Here is a 16,757-nt window from a genome sequence, read left to right as displayed (position 1 = left end):
ACGCTCAGGGGCATGGCCCAGAGACCTCAGGCGCACCGACCCGCGGCCTTCGCCGCTATGATGCCGGGCACCACTGCCCACAACGACCACGCCTCATGCCCCCATTGCCCCCCGTCACCAAGGCGCTGCTCCTGGCCAACGTGGCCGCTTTCTCGCTCGACATGCTGCTGGGCCTGACGCTGACGCGCGTGTTCGCGCTGTGGCCGCTGCTGAGCGACTTTTTCATGCCCTGGCAGGTCGTGACCTATGCCTTCCTGCATGGCGGCATCGGTCACCTGTTCTTCAACATGCTGGGCCTGTGGATGTTCGGCAGCGAGCTCGAACGCCTATGGGGACAGCGCCGCTATGTGCACTTCCTGCTGGCCAGTGTGCTGGCCGCTGCGGCCTTGCAGCTCGTGGTCACTTACCTCAGCGGCGCACGCTATCCGACCGTGGGCGCCTCCGGCGGGCTGTTCGGCTTGCTGTTGGCCTTCGGCATGATGTTTCCCAACCGCATCATCGTGCCGTTGTTCCCGCCGATCCCGATGAAGGCCAAATACTTCGTGGCTCTGTTTGGCGCCCTGGAACTCATCTTCGGCATGTCTGGCACGGCCTCGGGCATCGCCCATTTCGCCCATCTGGGCGGGATGTTGGGCGGTTTCTTGATGATCCAGTATTGGCGCGGCAAGCCGCCCTTTCCACGAGGCCGCCGGTTTTGAGCACGGCCGAGGGGCGTGTGGGCCCCAGACGGCTCAAGCCAGCAAGCCCTCGCGCACCGTCGGGTAGCGCAATCGCAGGCGCAGCTCACGCAGCAGCCGGCCGTTGTCCAGCCGGCGCGATTCGCTCATGAAGGACAGCAGCGTGGGCGCCAACTGCTCGCAGGCCTGGGTTCGGCTGATCCGTGGGGGCCGGGGCAGCCCGCACAGATCGGCCGCCAGGTCGAAGTAGTCCCCCATCTTCAACTCGGTGTGGTCACACACATGCACCACCCGTTGCGGCTTGCCACGCGCGATCGCCGCCACGCAGGCACGGGCCAAGTCGTCGGCGTGGATGTGGTTGGTGTAGACATCGTCCTCGGGGCGCAGCACCGGCGTGCCGCGCAGCAAGCGGTCGCGCGGATGGCCGCCGGGACGGTCGCCCGCATAGATGCCGGGAATGCGCAAGACGGTCACGCGCACACCGAAGGCCCGCCCGAACCCACGCACTCGGGCCTCGGCATCGACGCGGCGCCGGGCGCGGTCCGAGCAGGGCGCCACAGGGCGCGTCTCGTCGAAACGCAGCCCCTGAGCATCTCCGTAGACCCCGGTGGTGCTGGCATAGACGAGACAGCGCGGCGCGCTGCGGCGAGCCAGCGCGTGCAGCAACGCGCCGGTGCGCGGATCGGTACAGCCTCGGCCCGGTGGTGGCGCCAGGTGCAGCACCACATCGGCCAGGCCGGCCAGACGGCTCAAGCTGGCCGGTTCGTCCAGATTGCCCACCAGAGGCACGGCCCCGGCCGCCCGCAAGGCGGCCACGCGGCTGGGCTGCGAGGTCAGCGCCCACACCTTCCAACGTGGCACCAACAAACGCACCACCCGCAGGCCAACATCGCCGCAACCGACGATGAGCACACGCGGACGACGCAGCAGACGGGGCAGAGCAAGCGAGGGCTGGACCATGACAGACAGACCGGCCGCTGGCCCACCAAGGGGCTTTGCACCAGCGGGCAAAATAAGAGGTTTCCCAGTTTACGAGGCTTGCCATGACCTTCACCGTGACCGTGCAGCCCAGTGGCCACACCTTTACCGTCGAGCGCGACGAAGCCGTGCTGGCCGCCGCGATCCGTCAGGGCGTGGGCCTGCCCTATGGCTGCAAAGATGGCGCCTGCGGCTCGTGCAAAAGCCGCCTGAAAGACGGGCGCGTGATCCACGGCGCTCATCAGCTCAAGGCCTTGAGCCCTGCCGAGGAAGAAGCCGGCTACATCCTCACCTGCTGTGCCACGCCCCAAACCGACCTGGTGATCGAGTCGCGGGAAGTGGTCGGTGCCGGTCAGTTCCCGATCAAGAAGATGCCCTGCCGCGTCAGCCGCATCGACAAGCCCGCCCCCGATGTGGCCGTGCTCAAGCTGCAGTTGCCGGCCAATGACCGCCTGCAGTACCACGCGGGGCAGTACGTGGAATTCATCTTGCGCGATGGCTCCCGCCGCAGCTACTCGATGGCCAACGCACCGCACACGCAGGAGACGCAGCCGGGCATCGAACTGCACATCCGCCACATGCCCGGCGGCAAGTTCACCGACCATGTGTTCGGCGCGATGAAGGAAAAAGACATCCTGCGCATGGAAGGCCCCTTTGGCAGCTTCTTCTTGCGCGAAGACAGCGACAAGCCCATCGTGCTGCTGGCCTCGGGCACCGGCTTTGCGCCGATCAAGGCCATCCTCGAGCACATGGAACACAAGGCATTGGCACGCCCCACCGTGCTGTACTGGGGCTGTCGTCGCCGCGCCGACCTCTATCTGGACGACTGGGCCCAGGCCGCCGCTGCTCGCCTGCCCTGGCTGCGCTACGTGCCGGTACTGTCCGAACCCACGGCCGAGGATGCCTGGAGCGGTCGCACCGGCTTCGTGCACCAGGCCGTGATGGCCGATTGGCCGGATTTGTCGGGCCACCAGGTCTACGCCTGCGGCGCACCGGTGATGGTCGAGTCGGCCCGGCGCGACTTCGTGGCGCACTGCGGATTGCCCGAAGACGAGTTCTACGCCGACGCCTTCACCTCCGAAGCCGACAAACACTGAGTCCCGAACATCGCTCGATCGCCCACGAGGAGACCACCATGAATCGTCGCAATTGGCTGCTGGCCCATGCCGCCTTGGGGGCCACGCTGGCCTGGCCCGCTCTGACCCAGGCGCAGACGCGCCCCGTGCGCCTGGTCGTGCCCTACCCGGCCGGCGGCCCATTGGATACCGTGGCACGGTTGCTGGCCGACAAGGCCAAGGACAGCCTCGGCCCGGTGATCGTGGAAAACCGCCCTGGAGCGGGCGGCAACCTGGGCGCCGATCATGTGGCCAAATCCGCCCCGGACGGCCACACCCTGGTGATGGGGGCGGTGGCCACCCATGCCATCAATCCCTGGCTGTACGCGCGGATGCCTTACGACCCGATCCGCGACTTCGCACCGATCACCCTGGTGGCGCGCGTGCCCAATGTGCTGGTGATGAACACCGAGACCGCACAGCGCTTGAAGATCGGCAGCGTCGCCGACCTCATCGCCTATGCCCGGTCGCACCCGGGACGGCTGAACTACGGCTCGGGCGGCAATGGCAGCGCCGGGCACTTGGCTGGCGAAATGTTCAAGGCCCAGGCCAAGGTGAGCATGGTGCACATTCCCTATGCCGGCGCCGCGCCGGCCCAACTCGGCCTGCTGGCCGGACAAGTGGACCTGAACTTCGACAACCTCGCCGCCGCAGCGGCCAACATCCGTGCCGGCCGCCTCAAGGCCCTGGCCGTGACGACCGCGCAGCGCTCCAGCGCGATGCCCGAGCTGCCCACCATCGCCGAATCCGGCTTGCGGGGCTTTGCGGTGGACACCTGGTTCGGCCTGTTCGCCCCTGGCGGCACGCCGGCCGACGTGGTGCAACGACTCAACGAGGTCTTCGTCAAGGCCCTGCAAGATGCAGAGGTCAAAGCCCGTTTCGCCCAGCTGATGGCCGAGCCCTCGCCCACCACGCCTGCACAGTTCGCTGCCTTCGTCCAGGCCGAGCTGGCGAAGTACGAGAAGGTCGTCAAAGCCAGCGGCGCCACGCTGCACTGAGCGCGCGTCGCGCACCGGGCCCCGCGCATGGATCTGCGCGACATCGACCTCAACCTGCTGCGCATCTTCGATGCGGTGTATCAGCAGCGCAATGTGAGCCGTGCGGCCGACATGCTGGGCCTGTCGCAGCCGGCGGTCAGTCACGGCATCACCCGCTTGCGCCTGCTGCTGGGCGATGCGCTGTTCGTGCGCATTGCCGGTGGCGTGGCCCCCACGGCCAAGGCCGATGCCCTGGCCGGTGGCGTGCGTCAGGCGCTACAGCTCATCGAGGAAGCCTTGCACGCCAGCGGCGGCTTCGATCCGGCCTGCGCGCGCAAGACCTTCCGCATCCACATGAGCGACATCGGCGAAGGCGTTTTCTTGCCGGCGTTGATGCATGCGGTGCGCGCCGTCGCGCCCCAGGTGCGCATCGAGACGCATCAGCTCGAATACGGTCAGATCCAGGACGCCTTGGATACCGGCAAGATCGACCTGGCCTTCGGTTATCTGCCCGGCGTGGATGCCACCGAACGCTGGGATTTGCTGCACGAGAAATACGTGGTGCTCACCCGCGCCGATCACCCGCTGCTGCGTGAGCCGCCCACGCGCGACTGGCTGGCGCGCTTGGACTACATCGTGGTGCGCCAGCACACCGAAACCTCGCGCGTGCTGCACACCTTGGGCTTGCAAGACCGCATCCGCCTGAGCATCCCGCATTTCATGGTGATTCCGTCCATCGTGCGCGAAACCGACCTGGCCGTCATCGTGCCGCGCCGCACCGCCCTGACCTTCGCGCGCGGCGGCACGCTGGGCGTGGTGGAGCCCGAGATCGACCTGCCGGCCTTCACCGTGGCCTTGCACTGGAGCCATCGCTTCCACAACGATCCGGGCAATCGCTGGCTGCGCGAGCTGGCCATCGAACTGTTCGGCGAGCTCGATGGGCGCCCTCCGCGGGCGCCCACCTTCGTGGAGTCCTCTCCCGCCTGAGCTAGCGTGAGGCCGCCTGCGGTGCGCGCACCTCGGGGGCAGAGGCCGAGCTCGGACTTGCCGCAGCCGCGGTCGAGGAGGCCGCATCGTCCACGCGGGCGGGCGCGTCTTCCCACCTCGGGCCAAGCCCTGGGGCGGGAGCCGATGGCGCTGGCGGATCCAGGAACCACACAGCGACGAACATCACGGCCAGGGCTGCCCCGACCAAGGCCTGGCGCCAGCGTTGAAACCAGGACAGCCCCGCCCCCTCGGAGCGGGGCAAGCGCCAGCGGGCCAAGTGCTCAGGCCGAAGCGCAGACGCCGTGGCCTGCGCCTCCTGCGAGGCCGTGGCGGCCGGGGTCGGCTCCAGGGGCATCGGCCGCGACCGCGCGAGCGGCGGCGCAGCGACGGCGGCCTCGGCCGGCGGAGGCGGCCGGTGGCCGGGCATGCCCGTAGCGGCCTGGAAGGCCGCCGGCGCCGCCGAGGGCCAGCCCCCCAGGCGAGCGCCGGCTCGCTCGCCGAGCCGGGCACGGAACTCCGCCACACTGCGCGGCCGCTCGCGCGGGGCCGGCAGCAAGGCCGCATCCAGCGCTTCGAGCAAAGCCGAGGCATAGGGCCGCTGAGGCCAAGCCCCGCACAGCCGGCGCAGCAGCTCATCCATCGATTCCAGCCGTCGCCCGGCGGCCACCTGCGCGGCCGGCGGAGGCACCATGCCGGTCATCCACCAGCGCAGCACCGCCGCCAAGGCATACAGATCGCTCCAGGGACCGGGCTGGTGCTCACCGACCGAGACACTCAGCTCCGGCGGGGCAAAGGACGGCTCCAGCCGCGCCATCAACGTCTCGACCAGATCGCTGGCCGAGGCCCGGCTGGCATGGCCGGGCCCGAGCAACACCGGCTGCCCATCGGGACGCAGCAAGATGTTGGACGGCCGCACGGCCCCATGCACTTGCCCCGTGGCATGAAAGGCCTCCAGCGCCCCCAGCAGCGGCTCGAGCACTTGCAACACCTGCGCTTCGGAAGGCATCCACTGCGGCGACTCGCGGGTTTGCGACAGTGGCTTGCCCGGGATGAAGGGCATCACACAACGGACCATGCCCTCGGTGTGCGCCAAGCGCAGCACGCGCACCAGGGCGGGATGCTCGCAACGGGCCAGCAAACGCGCCTCGCCGATGAAGGCTCGCCGCCCGGCCTCCCAGGCCTGGACATCCCGCCCTGGCTGCGGATGCACCAGGCCGTTGGCATCGCGCCAGGCCAGATGCAACGGGAAGTACTCTTTGATCGCCACCGGCAGCTCCAGGGCATGGTCGGTGGCCAAATAGACCACCCCCACGCCCGACTCGCTCAAAACCCGTTCGATCTCGAACTCGCCCCAGTGGGTGCCCGCCGGCAAGACACGCGGGCCGGCCGGCACCGGCTCGTGGATCGCGGCAGTGGACGGGCCATCGACGGGCATGCGGATACGCAGAATGGGCAGCAGACCCCGTGAGCCTAACAGGCTGCCAGCCAGGCGATCATCCCGGTCGCTTGCCGCGCAGGGTCTTCCAGAAGCGCGGCGCCTCGGCCAAGGACGCCAAACTCACCTGGCACACCGGCCACAGCGCCTCGCGCCGCGCCGTCAGCCAGCCGCGCGCGTACCAGGCCCATGGCGCATCGACATCGGCCAGCCGGGCGCCGGCGATTGCGGCATCATGGAGTTGGCCCAAGCAGTCCTGAGCCGCCGCCAGCGCACGCCGGTAGCCTTTGACCGCACCCGCCTCATACAGATCGGCGGCAAAGTCCACCGCATAGCGCAGGCGCTTGATGCGCTTGCGCAAGGCGTGCCGTTGCGCATCGTCCATGGCCGAGAAGCCGGCGGCCTGCGCCACCACCGCACGGTGCCAAGAGCGCAAACGCTTGGTGGCCAAGGGCGCAAAGGGCAGCTCCCCGCCCGGCCCGGGCCCGGCCAGACGCCAGCGCAGCAACTGCAACCACAAGCGCTGGGCCTCGGCGCTGCGCAACGCCTCGGCCACGCCGTCCGAGCCCGCCGGCATGCGCATGGCCGACTCCGGAGGCGACACCCCCGCTGCGGCCCACACCGGAGCGAGCAGGGCGGCAGCCACATCGCGGTCACGGGTCAGGCCCAGCCGGGCAAAGACGGCGCGCGCGGCCTCCTGGGCCGCTGCGGTGTCGGGCACGCCGGGCCAGCCGTCGAAAAAGCGCAGCGCCGTGCGCAGGCGCCGCAAGGCCACGCGGGCTTGGTGCACCTGCTCGACCCGGTGCTGTGCCGCCTGCGGGTCGTCTTGCGCCAGCTCGCAGACATTGGGGCCCACATGCGCCCATGTGGCCGCCAGCACCGCCTGCCAGGCCTGGGCGAGCGTTGCTCGGCGCGGCAAGGTCACGGCCCGGGCCGGCGTGGCCGGCACGCTGAGCAACCCTTGGGCCAAGCGATCCCCTCGCTCGGCTTTGGAGCGGATGTCCAGCCACAGGCCGAAGCGCGCCATCCAGTGCTCCGCCACCTCCAGCACGGCCTCGGGCGCACCGTCGAGCAGCTCGATCTCGAATTCGCACACGGGCCAGCGGCGCTCACCGCTGCGGATCTCGCCCAGGTCGAAGGCCAGCTCCACGTGCCCCAGGCGATGCTCGATGCGGCAGGCCCGGCGCCACACCTCGGTGCGGTACGTCTCGGCCAGGGGGCCGGCGCGGCGCACCAGGGCCAGCAGACGATCGCCCGGCGGTGTGCCGGCATGGCGGGTCGGATCGACCATGGGCGGCATCGACCTCAGCCTCACGTCATGCTCGAAGCGCCTCCAGGCATCGGTTTCCGCGGCTTTGAGCGTCTGCACCCAGTGCCGGCCCTCCTTGCGCAGCCGCAGGGCCAGGCCGGCTTGCGCCAACTCGCGCCCCGGGGTGTCGAAGTATGCCGCCTGCAAGCGGACCCGCCGCGTCGCGCCGCGCTGCCGCAATGCCGCCTCCAGCGCCGACCGCTGCGGCCACGGCACCTGAAACTTGAGTTCGAACTCCTGCATGACTGCCCCACGCTGCGGGCGACGCCCGAGGCGCCGCAGACCGCTCCATGCCGCCGCCCCGGTAAAATCGTAGGCTTCACTTTAGCGGCCCTGTGCCGACCGTCCACCATGCCGCTCTTCTGGAAGCCCTACAAGTCCGACGTCACGAAGTTCATCGAGGAACTCAAGGCCAGGAAGCCCACGCTCGAAGAGGAGCAGCGCCGCGGCCGCGCGCTGCTGTGGGATCGCCAGATCGACCGCGAAGCCCAAAGCGAGTTCCAGCGCGCCCGCGTGCCGCAGCAGGCCTACGTCTATCAAACCAAGGGGCTGGGGCAGTAAGCCCCTGCACGCCGCCCCCGACACCGCGCCTGCCCCGTGAGCGACGCCATCGTGGCCTCCGAGGTCGCCCCCGCCGCATCGGCGCTGAAAGCGGGCGACGACGGCCTGCCCCAAGTCGTCGACGGCGTGGCCGCCGTGGCCAAGCTCTACGGCAACCCGCTGTTCGAGCTGCCCCAAGACCTCTACATCCCGCCCGATGCGCTGGAGGTCTTTCTAGAGGCCTTCGAAGGCCCGCTGGATCTGCTGCTCTACCTGATCCGTAAACAGAATTTCAACATCCTCGACATTCCGCTGGCCGACGTCACGCGCCAGTACCTGAGCTACGTCGAGCAAATTCGCAGCCGCAACCTCGAGCTGGCCTCGGAATACCTGCTGATGGCAGCCATGCTGATCGAGATCAAATCGCGCATGCTGCTGCCGCCGAAAAAGACCGAGGACGGCGAGGAACCCGAGGACCCGCGCGCCGAATTGGTCCGCCGCCTGCTCGAATACGAGCAGATCAAGCTGGCGGCCGCCAAGCTCGATCAACTGCCCGTGCTGGGCCGCGACTTCCTGCGGGCCCAGGTCTACATCGAGCAGTCGCTGCAGCCGCGCTTTCCCGAGGTCAGCGTGCAGGACCTGCGCGAGGCCTGGGCCGACATCCTCAAGCGCGCCAAACTGGTGCAGCATCACAAAATCACCCGCGAGCAGCTGTCGGTGCGAGAGCACATGAGCCTGGTGCTGCGCACCTTGCAAGGGCGCCGCTTCATGGAATTCCACGAGCTCTTCGACCCCAGCCGCGGCCCCCAGGTGGTCGTGGTCACCTTCATCGCGATGTTGGAACTGGCCCGGGAACGCCTGATCGAAATCACCCAGGCCGAGGCCTATGCTCCCATCTATGTCAGGCTGGCCTATCAGCCTGCGTGATGTCATAGCAATGGCATTTGGTGCATCGCAACGAAGATCGCGTGCGCCTGGCTAGAATCCGCGCACTTTCTCACGGAGCCGGTGCCCGCGATGAGCAGCCATGCGTCCCCCGCCGACGAGTCTTCCGCCAGCGCTCGCAAGCCGCTGAGCCTGTTTCGCCTGCGCGAGATGCACGCCGCAGGCGAAAAGATCGCCATGCTCACCTGCTATGACGCCAGTTTCGCCCGCGTGCTCGATGAGGCCGGCGTGGACTGCCTGCTGGTGGGCGATTCGCTGGGCATGGTGTTGCAGGGCCACACCAGCACCGTGCCGGTCACGTTGGACGAGGTGGTCTATCACACCCGCTGCGTGGCGCGCGGCAATCGCAGCGCCTGGCTGATCGCCGATCTGCCTTTCGGCAGCTACCAAGCCGGCCGCGAACAAGCCCTGGCCTCCAGCGTGAGGCTGATGCAAGCCGGCGCCCAGATGGTCAAGCTCGAAGGCGGCGGTTGGACCGCCGAGACCGTGCACTTCCTCACCGAGCGCGGCATCCCGGTGTGCGCCCATCTCGGTCTGACGCCGCAAAGCGTGTTTGCCTTGGGGGGCTATCGCGTGCAAGGGCGCAGCGATGCGGCCGCCGCCACGCTGCGAGCGCATGCGCGGGAACTGGCCGACGCCGGTGCGGCCATGCTGGTGCTCGAGCTGGTGCCGGCCGAGCTGGCCGCGCAGGTCAGCGCCGAGAACCCGCAGCTGCTGACCATCGGCATCGGTGCCGGCGCGGCCTGTGCCGGTCAGGTGCTGGTGCTGCACGACATGCTGGGCATCACGCGTGGCAAGCTGCCGCGCTTCGTGCGCAACTTCATGGCCGAAGCCCATGATGTCGAGGCTGCCGTGCGCCTGTACGTCTCGGAAGTCAAGGCTGGCCGCTTCCCCCATCCCGAACATCACAGCTACTGAGCCCCACCAAGGGTCGCAACGCCATGCGCATCGTCCACACCATCGCCGAACTGAGGCAAGCCCTGGCCGGCAGCACCCACACCGCGTTCGTGCCCACCATGGGCAATTTGCACGAGGGCCATTTGTCACTCGTGCGGCTGGCCAAGGAACATGGCGGCCCGGTGGTGGCCAGCATCTTCGTCAACCGGCTCCAGTTCGCTCCGCACGAGGATTTCGACACCTACCCGCGCACCCTCGAACGCGACTGCGAGCTGCTGCGCAGCGTGGGCTGCAACCTGGTCTTCGCCCCGAGTGAGGCCGAGCTCTACCCCGAGCCGCAGGTCTACACCGTGCAGCCGCCGGCGGCACTGGCCGGCATCTTGGAAGGCGAGTTCCGCCCGGGTTTCTTCACCGGCGTGTGCACCGTGGTGCTCAAGCTCTTTCACTGCGTGCAGCCGCGCGTGGCCGTCTTCGGCAAAAAGGACTACCAGCAGCTGCTGGTGGTGCGACGCATGGTGCAGCAGCTGGCCCTGCCCATCGAGATCGTCGCAGGCGAGACCGCCCGCGCCGACGACGGCCTGGCGCTGTCTTCGCGCAACGGCTACCTCAGCGAGACCGAACGGGCCGAAGCGGTGCAATTGTCGATGACGCTCAAAGAGGTGCAACTCCGGCTGCGCCGGGGAGAACGCGATCTGGCGGCTGTCGAATCCGCCGCGATGGACCACTTGCGCCAACGCGGCTGGCAGCCCGATTACGTGAGCGTGCGCCGGCGCACCGACCTGCTGCCGCCCACGCCCGAGCAACTGGCCGGCGGCGAACCGCTGGTGGTGCTGGCTGCCGCGCGCCTGGGCCGCACCCGGCTGATCGACAACCTGGAGCTGTGAGGCGCGGCGGCTCAGCCGCCGCCGGCAACGGACAAAGCCCGCTGCAGCGCCGCACGGATCTGCGCCACGGTCGGCGGGTGCGCGAAATAGCCGGTGTGGAACACCGGTGAGGCATCGTAGACCTCGGGCAGCCCTTGCGGTGCGGACGAATGCAGGGGCACGATGCCATCTCCATCGGCCTCCAACCCCCCCAGGTCCTCCACGAGGCGGTGCCAGAAGCGACCGTCCAACGGCAGCCCCCGCTCGGGTGCCCACTGCGAGCCCCAAGCGATCAAGCCTTCCGGCCAGGACTGGTCTTTGGCCATGCGGGCCACCCCGCTGGGCTCCACGTCCTTGAAGCCCGGGGGAATGTCATAGGCCAAGGCCCGCTCCAGGATCAGCAAATCGGTGTTTTGGCGCACATCGAGCACGTCGGAAGCCACGTCGCGAAACACCCCCAGCAGCACGCTCAGTCCGGCCCAACGGCGCCCGATCTGGCGAAACACCATCGTCCCCAGATGCGGACTGCCGGCCGTCAAGGCGCAAATGGTCCATTGCGGCCAGCGTTGGCGCAGGCGCGGCAAGGCGAACCGGGCCACATTGCCGCCGCGCGAATGCGCCAGCAACACCAAGGTGCCGCGTTCGGCGGCGCCGAGCACCTGCCGCTCCAACGCATCGACGAGCTGATCGACATTGCGCGCCACGCGCAAAAAAGTGTCGTGCTCGAAGCGCCAGACACAGTGCCCGTCGAGCATGGGCAGCCCCCGCCACAGACCGGCCGAGGCTGCGGAGGGATCTTCGGGCAACCACGCCGCCCAGCTGCTGCGTGCAGACGTCAATCCCCCATGCAGCAACACCACGTGCGCCATCGTCACACCCGCTTGGGCCGGTGGCCGATGCGCCGTGGCCGGACGCGAGGCCGGCGCCAAGCGAGCGCCCGTCTTCACGGCCTGCGCCAGTTCGGCCTCGGTGGGAAGCGGCATGCCCAAGGCCTGTGCCCAGTACGCCTCGTCGGAGCGCAAGCGCCGCTCGAAGGTCGGGTCGCGGTCCACCCAGGGCCGCTTCCAGCCCAGCCGACGCAAAAGGCGCTGGGCCAGGCGCAGACACCAGCCGATCGATCCTTCTTGCCGTTCGAAGCTGATGATCGGCACGGCCACCAGCAAGCCCACGCCCGGGCGCAGCGTGCGCCGCACCCGCACGGCAGCGGCCTCCTCGACCGGCACCAGCCACCTCACCTTGCCGCGCTTGAACTGCAAGATGTCCTCGGACGCCCCCACGCCATCACCACGGAAACTGCACGGGGACCAGATTTCAGGGCCGTCCCCGTCGGGATCGCGCAGGCCGCAGCCGCCCCAGTAGACATGCGTCTCCACCTCGAACTGCACGGTCACACGCCGACGCCGCCAAGCCGCCGGCAGCTGCTCGGCCAGCTCCTGAACCAAGGCTTGGGCGTTGTCGGCCAGCGGCAGGCGCATGTTCAACGGGGTGTCCTGACGCCGCACCAGCGGCGCCATCCACCAAACGTCCGGATGCCACAGGTGCAGGCGTTGCGTGAGTGCAGCGGCCTGCGGCGCAGGAGAAGGGGCGCCCGGGCTCGCTGGCGCCGGCCCACTGGCGGCCAGACGCTCGCCGTCCTGGCTCATGCGCAGCTCGTGCTCCAATTGGCGTTCGATGCCTTCGACGAAGCGCGCCAGCTGCGGCGAATACCATTGGTCACGCACCGCGCGGAAGCGATCGAGCAGCTCGCGCGCATTCAGCCGCCCTTCGACGCGTTGGACGATCGGACGCCGCCCCGCCTTGGCATGCAGGCCGCTTGGCCCCTGCGGCCAGACATCGCCGTCGAGCTCGAATTCCAGGTCCACTGCGCAGGCCATGGCCAGCCCGACTCAACGCCCGCGCACGCCGAGCTTGAAAGCGATCATCGCGCGCAGCTTGTTCGGCACCACGGGCTTGATCAAGAGATGGAAGGCATGCTGATGCGCCAACTCCTCCAGCCCGGCCGTGGTGCTGCCAGTCACGACGATGGCCGGCAGCTCGGCACCGAAATGCTCCCGCAGAGCCTGGATGGCATCGATGCCGGTGGACTGATGATCGATGCGGTAGTCCACGATGGCCAGGTCGGGCTTTTGACCTTGCGCTTTCGCATGCTCGGCCCATTGCCGGCAGGCGGCCACCGTGTCGAACACTGCCACCGTGGCCCCCCAGCCTTTGAGCAGCACCTCCAGACCGTCGCGCACCGCCGGCTCGTCCTCCACCACGGCAATCAGCTTGCGTTCGAGCGTCAGACCGAGCGGGGCCGAGGCGGCCACAGGCTCGGCCATGCGCTGCTGGGCCTTGCCCAGCGGCAGCTCCAGCGTGAAGACCGTGCCTCGCCCAGGCTGCGAGCGCAGACTCAAGGGGGCGTTCATCAACTGGGCCAGGCGCTTGACGATCGCCAAGCCCAGGCCCAGACCCTTGCGATCGTGGGCGGCCGTCGGTCGCTCGCCCGGCACCTGGTAGAACTCCTCGAAGATGCGGGGCTGTTCCGACTCGGGAATGCCCACCCCGCTGTCCCACACCTGCACCCACAACCGCTCGCCGCGCTGACGGCAAGCCACCAACACACCGCCGTCTTCGGTGTAGCGAATGGCGTTGGACAGCAGGTTGCGGACGATGCGCTCCACCAGCACCGGGTCGGCGTAAGCCACGCGATGCCCGCCACGGAAGCGCAAGGCCAGCCCCTTTTCGAAGGCCGTGGGCTCGTAATGCAAGCGCAGACGGGCAAAGAGATCCTGCAGCCGGAAGTGTTGGGGCACCACCTCCACCGCCCCGGTGTCGATCTTGGTGATGTCCAACAGCTCGGAAAACAGTCCTTCCAGCGCATCGACCGAACTGTTGATGCTGTTGACGAGCTGGATCACCTCCTCGTCGCGGCTCTTGTTGCGCAGCGCCTCGGCAAACAGCCCCAGTGCATGCAGCGGCTGGCGCAGATCATGGCTGGCCGCCGCGAAGAATTGCGTCTTGGCCCGATTGGCCACTTCGGCTTCCTGGCGCGCCGCCTCGGCGGCAGCCTTCTCCTGACGCAGCTGCTCCAGCAGTTGCTCGGTGCGCAGCTTGAGTTCGATCACGCGGTCCATGGCCTGGCGGTAGTTGCGCCCCAGCAAGGCCGTCATGCCCATGGCCAGCAACAACACACCGGCCAGCTCATAGCTGTACAGCGTGTTCTCCGCAGCGATGCGTGCGATGGTGGGCAAGAAGCACAGCCCCAGGAACGTCAGAAAGGCCCTTTGCTGATCGGCCAGCACCGGCACCGAGGCCACGCAATAGCTGTAGACGGTGATGATCAGTCCGATCTGCTGGATGCTGCCGCCTGCGCCATAAAACAGCCATGCCGCCAGGCCCCACAGCGCCCCCGAGGCCAGCACGCCCACCAACCACAAACGCCGCCAATGGGGAAAGTCGGTGTCCGCGCGCAACTGCACCGACCGGAATCGGGCCGCGATCGAGGCCCGATAGATCCACACCGCGGCAAACACCATGCACCACAGGATGAGCAGCTCCGGCGCGGCCAAACCCGTGTACAGCAACACGATCACGATGGCGCCGATCAGGTTGCCCACCAGGCTCGATGAGGTGTAGGTGTAGAGGTTGCGCACGTGATCGGGCAGTTCGGGGTCGTGCACCCCGCGGGGCTGATCAGAGGTACGAGACATGGACAGGTTCGAATTCGGATTCATGTCAGGCCGTCACTGCCATCTTGCGAAGGGGTTGCGGATGAAACACCTTGTCGTGCCGACGCCACCACGGCAGCACATGCCCGTGCTCGTCAGTCACGAGCGTGGGGCTGCAAATGTCCAGTCGTTGGGCTTCGGAGTCGAAATCGTCGGCCGCAAAGGGCACCGTCTCCGGCGGCAAGGTGTCGGTGCCGGCCATGAAGCTGCGGCCTGGCACGGGGTCGAAGCGCGTCACGCACATGTCCGCCACATCGAGGGCCGCCGCGGTCCACGAACCGCGCCGCAACAGGCGGGGCAGATCGTCGGCCAGCTTGGCCACACGCCGCCACGGCGCATAAATGCGCCGCATGGTGTCTTGGTAAGCCGTCAAAAACGCTTCCAAGGGCGCCTTGTGCGGCCGCAGCACCAGCGTGTAGGCACTGAAGTCATACAGGTTGGCATGGGGCAGGAACCGAGGCTCGGCGCTGGCGGCCATCCGATCGAAGAACGGCGTGCCGGGAATCGGCGTCTCGAAGGACACGAAACTCGGCACGTGCAAACCACAGGCATCGAGGTGATCCGGAAGCGAGCGGAGATAGGCCACATCGTCATGCAAGGGACTGACGATGAGTCCGGCAATCACCAGAATGCCTTCGTCCCGGCTTTGGGCGATGGCCTGCGCCATCTTGCCAATGTTGTTCTGCGGCTTGGAGATGTCGGCCAGGGTGTCCGGATTGAAGGTTTCCAATCCCACGAACACCGCGCGGCATCCGCAGTCGTACATCAGCTTGAGCAGCTCGCGGTTGGCGATGACATTGAAGGTCAGGCACGCCCCCCACAACACGTCCAGCGGCCGCAGCGCCACACACAGCTCACGAAACCACCGCAGATGGCCGGCCAGGTTGTTGTCGTAGAACACGATGAGCCGCTGCTTCCAGCCTGCCACGCCGGCCTGGCGCAGCGCCGCCTGGCCGGCCAGGATGTCGCGCACCACGGTGTGCACCGGGCGCAGCGCATGACGGGTGCCCACCGCGGTGAGGGCGCAGAAGTCGCAGGCATAGGGGCAACCGCGGGTCGCCTCCACCGACAGCGGGAACACCTGCTTGTGCGCCACCGGGGCGATGCGCGGCACCGGCACCCGATCCGGGAAATAGCCGGCCGAGCGATACACCGGCTGCAGCCGGTTGGCACGGGCATCTTCGACCACGCGCGGCACGGTGTCTTCCGGGTCGCCGATCACCACGGCATCGAAATAGGGCGCGCACAGGTGCGGGTAGGTGCCTGCCATGCTGCCGCCCAGCACGGTGCGGGCCCCACGGCGCCGAAAGTAATGGCTGATCTGACGCGCCCGGTCCCAGTCGGCATGCACGCAAGACAGGAACACGAGGTCATAGGTCTTGGACCAGTCCGGATCGTCCCAGGTGTCGTTGACGATCTCCACGTCGCACCAGTCGGGCAGCAGACCAGCGATCAATGGGCCGATTTGAGGCTGCAAGCCCCCGCGATGATGACGGCCCTTGCGGTGATAGTCCGTGAAGACGGAGATGATGGCCACCCGCATGGAACGCACCTGCCCGATACAGGGGTGCGTTCAGTGCTGCGACGCGCGCCAGGCCGGAAAGGCCCCATGCTGCTGGCTCATCTGGCTGATGGCCAGCACGGCCTGGGTGCGCGAACTCACGCCCAGCGCACGCAGCACCGCAGCCACATGGTCTTTCACGGTTTCGACGGACAAGCCCAGCTCGCGAGCAATCAGCTTGTTGGGCTGGCCCTTGAGCAACAGCGCCAGCACCTCGGCTTGGCGCGGCGTCAGTCCGAGCGTCGCTGGTGAGGGCACGTTCTGATACCCGCTCTGTTCGGCCACGCTGCTGACCGTGCGCAGATAGCGGTCTGGCTCGGTGTCGCCGCCAACCGGCGCAGAGGCGGCTTCGGAATGGCGCCCCAGGGTCATCGGCGGCACATAGATGCCGCCGGACATCACCACCCGCAGCGCCTCGAACAAGGTGTCATTCGACGCCCGCTTGGGCACGAAGCCCATGGCGCCCAGATCGATGGCACGAATCACGTCGGAGGCCCGATCGGAGGCCGACACCACCACCACGGGCAGGGCCGGATACGCTTGGCGGAACTCGGCCAGCAGATCGAAGCCGCTGGCATCGCCCAAGGCCAAATCGAGCATGACCAAGTCGAAATTGGCATCACGCTTCAAGGCCTCGCGGGCGGCGCGGCCACTGCCCACGCCCTGCACCTCGACATCGTCACCCAGGCTCTGAATGACGGTTTGCAGCGCCGACAAAATCAGCGGATGGTCGTCGACCAGCAGTACTCGCATCCCATACCCC

At 68.0% G+C, this 16,757-nt stretch carries 15 protein-coding genes; 8 read left to right on the top strand and 7 right to left on the bottom strand.

Translation table 11 applies throughout. The features are described from left to right. Positions 1-95 precede the first annotated feature (95 nt). Positions 96-698 (top strand): rhomboid family intramembrane serine protease, encoded by a 603-nt coding sequence (locus tag CTA01S_RS13770; protein ID WP_019561619.1) that lies wholly within the window; start codon positions 96-98, stop codon positions 696-698. Between the two features lie 33 nt (positions 699-731). Here the strand turns inward: CTA01S_RS13770 and CTA01S_RS13765 are convergent, their stop codons facing one another. Continuing rightward, entirely contained in the window at positions 732-1,637 is a 906-nt protein-coding gene (locus CTA01S_RS13765) for an SDR family oxidoreductase (protein ID WP_062196358.1), read from the bottom strand. Between the two features lie 83 nt (positions 1,638-1,720). Here CTA01S_RS13765 and CTA01S_RS13760 point away from each other — a divergent pair, with 83 nt between their 5' ends. Genes CTA01S_RS13760 through CTA01S_RS13750 form a run of 3 tightly spaced genes read left to right on the top strand, consistent with a single transcriptional unit; the run spans position 1,721 to position 4,734 of the window. Next, positions 1,721-2,752, top strand: a complete 1,032-nt coding sequence (locus CTA01S_RS13760; protein ID WP_019561617.1) for a CDP-6-deoxy-delta-3,4-glucoseen reductase — start codon at positions 1,721-1,723, stop codon at positions 2,750-2,752. Between the two features lie 38 nt (positions 2,753-2,790). Beyond that, positions 2,791-3,768, top strand: coding sequence for a Bug family tripartite tricarboxylate transporter substrate binding protein (locus tag CTA01S_RS13755; RefSeq protein WP_062196357.1), 978 nt, complete (start codon positions 2,791-2,793; stop codon positions 3,766-3,768). A gap of 27 nt (positions 3,769-3,795) precedes the next feature. Next, positions 3,796-4,734: a LysR family transcriptional regulator gene (locus CTA01S_RS13750; RefSeq protein WP_062196355.1), complete on the top strand. Its 939-nt coding sequence runs from the start codon at positions 3,796-3,798 to the stop codon at positions 4,732-4,734. A 1-nt stretch (position 4,735) separates the two neighbouring features. On the opposite strand, the gene CTA01S_RS13745 is transcribed toward CTA01S_RS13750, so the two are convergent. Together CTA01S_RS13745 and CTA01S_RS13740 are read right to left on the bottom strand one after the other, a co-directional pair. Continuing rightward, complete coding sequence (locus CTA01S_RS13745) at positions 4,736-6,169, bottom strand: protein kinase domain-containing protein (RefSeq protein WP_062196353.1); 1,434 nt, start codon at positions 6,167-6,169, stop codon at positions 4,736-4,738. Positions 6,170-6,227: 58 nt separating this feature from the next. Next, positions 6,228-7,721, bottom strand: a complete 1,494-nt coding sequence (locus CTA01S_RS13740) for a CYTH and CHAD domain-containing protein (protein ID WP_062196350.1) — start codon at positions 7,719-7,721, stop codon at positions 6,228-6,230. Between the two features lie 108 nt (positions 7,722-7,829). On the opposite strand from CTA01S_RS13740, the gene CTA01S_RS13735 reads away from it, so the two are divergent. From CTA01S_RS13735 to panC, 4 genes are all read left to right on the top strand, one after another. Further along, entirely contained in the window at positions 7,830-8,039 is a 210-nt protein-coding gene (locus CTA01S_RS13735; protein WP_019561612.1) for a DUF3460 family protein, read from the top strand. Between the two features lie 36 nt (positions 8,040-8,075). Next, complete coding sequence (locus tag CTA01S_RS13730; RefSeq protein ID WP_371326100.1) at positions 8,076-8,945, top strand: segregation and condensation protein A; 870 nt, start codon at positions 8,076-8,078, stop codon at positions 8,943-8,945. Positions 8,946-9,035: 90 nt separating this feature from the next. Next, a complete protein-coding gene (panB, locus tag CTA01S_RS13725) occupies positions 9,036-9,881 on the top strand; it encodes a 3-methyl-2-oxobutanoate hydroxymethyltransferase (RefSeq protein WP_019561610.1) in 846 nt (281 codons plus the stop codon). Between the two features lie 23 nt (positions 9,882-9,904). After that, a complete protein-coding gene (panC, locus tag CTA01S_RS13720) occupies positions 9,905-10,744 on the top strand; it encodes a pantoate--beta-alanine ligase (RefSeq protein ID WP_062196347.1) in 840 nt (279 codons plus the stop codon). 11 nt (positions 10,745-10,755) lie between these two features. Here panC and CTA01S_RS13715 read toward each other — a convergent pair whose 3' ends face one another. Genes CTA01S_RS13715 through CTA01S_RS13700 form a run of 4 tightly spaced genes read right to left on the bottom strand, consistent with a single transcriptional unit; the run spans position 10,756 to position 16,747 of the window. Then, positions 10,756-12,597, bottom strand: a complete 1,842-nt coding sequence (locus CTA01S_RS13715) for an esterase/lipase family protein (RefSeq protein WP_062196344.1) — start codon at positions 12,595-12,597, stop codon at positions 10,756-10,758. Positions 12,598-12,609: 12 nt separating this feature from the next. Continuing rightward, a complete protein-coding gene (locus tag CTA01S_RS13710) occupies positions 12,610-14,415 on the bottom strand; it encodes an ATP-binding protein (RefSeq protein WP_019561607.1) in 1,806 nt (601 codons plus the stop codon). Positions 14,416-14,440: 25 nt separating this feature from the next. Next, positions 14,441-15,976, bottom strand: a complete 1,536-nt coding sequence (locus CTA01S_RS13705; RefSeq protein WP_084362433.1) for a B12-binding domain-containing radical SAM protein — start codon at positions 15,974-15,976, stop codon at positions 14,441-14,443. 30 nt (positions 15,977-16,006) lie between these two features. Beyond that, positions 16,007-16,747: a response regulator gene (locus tag CTA01S_RS13700; protein WP_019561605.1), complete on the bottom strand. Its 741-nt coding sequence runs from the start codon at positions 16,745-16,747 to the stop codon at positions 16,007-16,009. Positions 16,748-16,757: the final 10 nt, after the last annotated feature.

The organism is Caldimonas taiwanensis NBRC 104434 (assembly GCF_001592165.1).
GTDB lineage: Bacteria > Pseudomonadota > Gammaproteobacteria > Burkholderiales > Burkholderiaceae_C > Caldimonas > Caldimonas manganoxidans.
The sequence above is the reverse complement of the archived record's forward strand: the minus strand, read 5'-3'. Positions and strand labels throughout refer to the sequence as shown.

Coding starts and splice junctions, on each gene's coding strand:
- CTA01S_RS13705 (WP_084362433.1), bottom strand. CDS start 15,976: ATGCGGGTGGCCATCATCTCCGTCTTCACGGACTATCACCGCAAGGGC.
- CTA01S_RS13770 (WP_019561619.1), top strand. CDS start 96: ATGCCCCCATTGCCCCCCGTCACCAAGGCGCTGCTCCTGGCCAACGTG.
- CTA01S_RS13740 (WP_062196350.1), bottom strand. CDS start 7,721: ATGCAGGAGTTCGAACTCAAGTTTCAGGTGCCGTGGCCGCAGCGGTCG.
- panB (WP_019561610.1), top strand. CDS start 9,036: ATGAGCAGCCATGCGTCCCCCGCCGACGAGTCTTCCGCCAGCGCTCGC.
- CTA01S_RS13760 (WP_019561617.1), top strand. CDS start 1,721: ATGACCTTCACCGTGACCGTGCAGCCCAGTGGCCACACCTTTACCGTC.
- CTA01S_RS13715 (WP_062196344.1), bottom strand. CDS start 12,597: ATGGCCTGCGCAGTGGACCTGGAATTCGAGCTCGACGGCGATGTCTGG.
- CTA01S_RS13700 (WP_019561605.1), bottom strand. CDS start 16,747: ATGCGAGTACTGCTGGTCGACGACCATCCGCTGATTTTGTCGGCGCTG.
- CTA01S_RS13750 (WP_062196355.1), top strand. CDS start 3,796: ATGGATCTGCGCGACATCGACCTCAACCTGCTGCGCATCTTCGATGCG.
- CTA01S_RS13710 (WP_019561607.1), bottom strand. CDS start 14,415: ATGTCTCGTACCTCTGATCAGCCCCGCGGGGTGCACGACCCCGAACTG.
- panC (WP_062196347.1), top strand. CDS start 9,905: ATGCGCATCGTCCACACCATCGCCGAACTGAGGCAAGCCCTGGCCGGC.
- CTA01S_RS13755 (WP_062196357.1), top strand. CDS start 2,791: ATGAATCGTCGCAATTGGCTGCTGGCCCATGCCGCCTTGGGGGCCACG.
- CTA01S_RS13765 (WP_062196358.1), bottom strand. CDS start 1,637: ATGGTCCAGCCCTCGCTTGCTCTGCCCCGTCTGCTGCGTCGTCCGCGT.
- CTA01S_RS13745 (WP_062196353.1), bottom strand. CDS start 6,169: ATGCCCGTCGATGGCCCGTCCACTGCCGCGATCCACGAGCCGGTGCCG.
- CTA01S_RS13735 (WP_019561612.1), top strand. CDS start 7,830: ATGCCGCTCTTCTGGAAGCCCTACAAGTCCGACGTCACGAAGTTCATC.